The sequence below is a fragment of the Micromonospora sp. M51 genome, from assembly GCF_018070305.1.
GTDB classification, from domain to species: domain Bacteria; phylum Actinomycetota; class Actinomycetes; order Mycobacteriales; family Micromonosporaceae; genus Micromonospora; species Micromonospora parva.
The window spans coordinates 1-3637 of the sequence record NZ_JAGPXZ010000636.1 but is presented as its reverse complement, the minus strand read 5'-3'; the positions used below and the strand labels follow the sequence as shown (position 1 = coordinate 3637).

The 3637-nt window shown below is 71.2% G+C and carries 2 protein-coding genes and 1 pseudogene; all 3 read left to right on the top strand.

Annotated features, from left to right (window positions below; genetic code table 11):
- Positions 1-252, top strand: a pseudogene (locus tag KBX53_RS26060) (hypothetical protein); the annotation flags it as partial.
- A gap of 87 nt (positions 253-339) precedes the next feature.
- Positions 340-2436, top strand: coding sequence for an amino acid transporter (locus KBX53_RS26055; protein WP_167337258.1), 2097 nt, complete (start codon positions 340-342; stop codon positions 2434-2436).
- A gap of 172 nt (positions 2437-2608) precedes the next feature.
- A partial coding sequence (locus KBX53_RS26050) for a hypothetical protein (protein ID WP_247676231.1) occupies positions 2609-3637 on the top strand: 1029 nt, incomplete at its 3' end.

Below are 3637 nucleotides of genomic sequence, written 5' to 3'. Positions count from 1 at the left end.
GCTCGGGACAACGTCGTCGCCGTCGAGCTGAGCGGGCCGTACCGCTGGTGGCGGGCGATCGGCCCGCACCTGTCGCTGGCCGACGGCGGTGCGACCTTCGGCAGCAGTACGGCTGGCGGGATCTGTCTGCGCTTCGGCGTACCGGTGCCGGCGTTGCTGCCCGGCGGGCGGCTGCGGCACCCGGCGGCCACGGTGACCGTCACCGACCCACCCGCGCTGGCCCGGCTGCTCGCCGTCGCGGACCTGTCCTGAGCAGGCCGAACAGGTGGCCGGTTCCGCCGACCGGGCGCCGGGGCAGCGCCTACCGTCGGATCAGGACCTGTGAGGGTGGGACTGGCGATGGGTGACGAGCACCGGGCTAAACCACGACGCTGGAACGGACGCCGGCATACGCCGACCGGTCCGGACCCGGCACTGCGGGCGGCCCGCGATCCGGCCCGCCCGCACCGGGGCGGCCGGCAGGGTGTCGTGGTGCCCGAACGTGTGGCCACCCCGGCCCGCTCACTGTCGCCGACCAGCCCGTTGCGCCGGTGGCTCTTCCAGCACCAGGTGCAGCCGCCCGGCCCCGAGGCGATCGAGGGGCAGAGCCGTCGGCACGCCTGGTGGCAGGTGATGTGCCTGACCGGCGTGGACTACTTCTCCACGTTGTCGTACCTGCCGGGCATCGCGGCGGTGGCGGCCGGTGCGCTCTCCCCGTTGGCGACCCTGTTGATCGTCGCGCTCACTCTCTTCGGCATGCTGCCGATGTACCGGCGGGTGGCCCAGGAGAGCCCGCACGGTCAGGGTTCGGTGGCGATGCTGGAGCGGTTGTTGCCGTTCTGGCGGGGCAAGATCTTCGTCCTGGTGCTGCTCGGCTTCGTGGCCACCTCCTGGATCATCACGATCACCCTCTCCTCGGCCGACGCCACAGTGCACCTGTTGGAGAACCCGTACCTGCCGGACACGGTGCACGGGTCCCTGGTGCCGGTCGTGGTCACCGTGGTGCTGCTGCTGATCCTCGGCGGGGTGTTCCTGCTCGGATTCCGCGAGGCGGTGGTGGTGGCCATCCCGCTGGTCGCGGTCTTCCTGGTGCTCAACGCGGTGATCGTCGTGGTCGCGGTGGCCCGGATCGCCGCCGACCCGGGCATCGTGTCGGACTGGACGGCCGCGATCACCACGACCGGCGGGGGACCGGGCCACGTGCTGCTCACCGCGGTGCTGGCGTTCCCGCTGCTGGTGCTGGGGCTCTCCGGTTTCGAGACCGGGGTCAGCATGATGCCCCTGGTCGCGGCGGATGGTCCGGACCAGCAGGCCCGGCTCGCCGCCCGGATCCGCAACACGCGCCGACTGCTCACCACCGCCGCGTTGATCATGTCGGTGTACCTGATCTCGACGACCTTCGTGACCACGGCGCTCATCCCGAAGCAGGAGTTCGCGCCGGGCGGCGCCGCGAACGGGCGGGCGCTGGCCTTCCTGGCGCACACCTACCTGGGTGAGGTGTTCGGCAGTGTCTACGACGTGAGCAGTGTGCTCATCCTCTGGTTCGCCGGCGCGTCGGCCATGGCCGGCTTGATCAACATCGTGCCGCGCTACCTGCCGTCGTACGGGATGGCGCCGGAGTGGGCGCGGGCGGTGCGTCCCGTGGTGATCGTCTACACCGTCGTCAGCGTCGCCATCACGATCGCCTTCCGCGCCGACGTCAACGCCCAGGCCGGCGCGTACGCCACCGGGATCCTGGCGATGATGGTCTCCGGGGCGGTGGCGGTGACGATCTCCGCGGCCCGTCGCCACCGGCGCGCCTCGGCGATCGGCTTCACCGTGCTGACCCTGGTGCTGCTGTACGCGCTGCTGGAGAACGTCATCGAACAGCCGGACGGGATCACGATCTCCGCGCTGTTCATCCTCGGCATCATCGCGGTCTCATTGGTCTCCCGGGTCACCCGGACCACCGAGCTGCGGGCCGAGCGCATCGAGTTCGACGAACCGGCCCGTCGGTTCATCACCGAGTCGCTGGCGCACGACGGGCAGCTGCACCTGATCGCGAACAAGCGGCAGAAGGGTTCGGTGAAGGAGTACACGATCAAGGAGCGGGCGCAACGCGGGATGAACCCGGTGCCCGGCGCCGCGGACGTGCTGTTCCTGGAGATCGATGTGGTGGATCCGTCGGACTTCAGCCAGGTGCTGCGCGTCCACGGGATCGAGGTGGGCGGCTTCCGGGTGTTGCGGGCCAACAGTCCGGCCGCGCCCAACGCGATCGCCGCGATCCTGCTGGCCCTGCGGGACGCCACCGGGGTCCGGCCGCACGCGCACTTCGAGTGGTCGGAGGGGAGCCCGATCGCGCACCTGGCGCGCTACCTCATCCTGGGTCGGGGGGACACCCCGCCGGTGGTGCGGGAGATCATCCGACGCACCGAACGGGACCCGCTGCGCCGGCCCGGGATCCACGTCGGCGGGTGACGTCGATGCCGATTTGCCGGCATTGAAGATGAAAGAGGGCACTATTCACGTTCACACCTTCCTGTCCGTATTGCGGACCTATCGTGACGTTTGGTGGTCGGCGAGCATGTCGGGCCCTCCGCGCCCGGATCGGCGCGGTCACGTCAGGTAGGCAGGAAGGTAGGCACCGTTGATGTCCACGTACCGAGAGGGAGACCGCGCGAGTCGACCCAGACGGCGGTCCCGATGGTTCTTAGCCGGCGGTTTACTGGCGGGGAGCCTGGTCGTGGGCGTGGCCGGAGCGGCTGCCGCCGCCGACCGCGCCCTCACCCTCCCAGGTCTGGCCCGACTGACCCCGGCGGCTGACGACGACCGCCGCGACGGCGACCGGCGGGCGACGCAGCAGGACCAGGACGGCCCGGAACAGGACCGTCCGAGCACCCCGGGCACCGGCAAGCGGGGCGTCGTGTCGGTTCCCTGCGACGCCGCGAAGCTGGTCGCGGCGCTGGTGACCGCCAACGCCGAGGGCGGCGGCGAACTCCGGCTCGCGCCCAAGTGCCGCTACACTCTCACCGAGGCGTTCCACGAGACCGACCAGTACGACGGCGGAATCCGCGACGCCCGGGAGGCGGCCGACGCGGCGGAGACCCCCGGTGACGCCGAGGCGCCGCCGCACAACCCGGCCGATGACACCGCCGGACTGCCGGTGATCTACCAGGCCATCACGATCGACGGCGCCGGCGCCACCATCGCCCGCGACGCCCAGGCCGCCCCGTTCCGCTTCTTCACCGTCCGCGACGGCGGCGAGCTGACCCTGCGGGACATGGAACTGCACAACGGCCGCTCGGCCATCGAGGGTGGCAGTGTGCACGTGGTGCACGGCGCCACCGCCGTGGTGGAACGGGTCACCGTCTCGCAGAGCACCTCGCTGTCGCCCGAGGGCGGCGGTGGCGGCATCTTCAACGACGGCAACATGGTGGTCACCGACTCCACGTTCGTCGGCAACAGCGCATCGGGCGCCGCGGGCAAGGGCGGGGGCCTGCTCAACGGTGGTGTCCTGACGCTGAAGCGTTCCGAGTTCCACCGCAACAGCGCCAACGGCTACGGCGGCGGGCTCGGCAACTACCGGGGTGCCGCCGACGTGGAGAGCGTCTCCTTCACCCAGAACAGCGCCGCCCAGGGGGGCGGGCTGGCCAGCTTCTCGGCCCGCACGAAGGTCTCC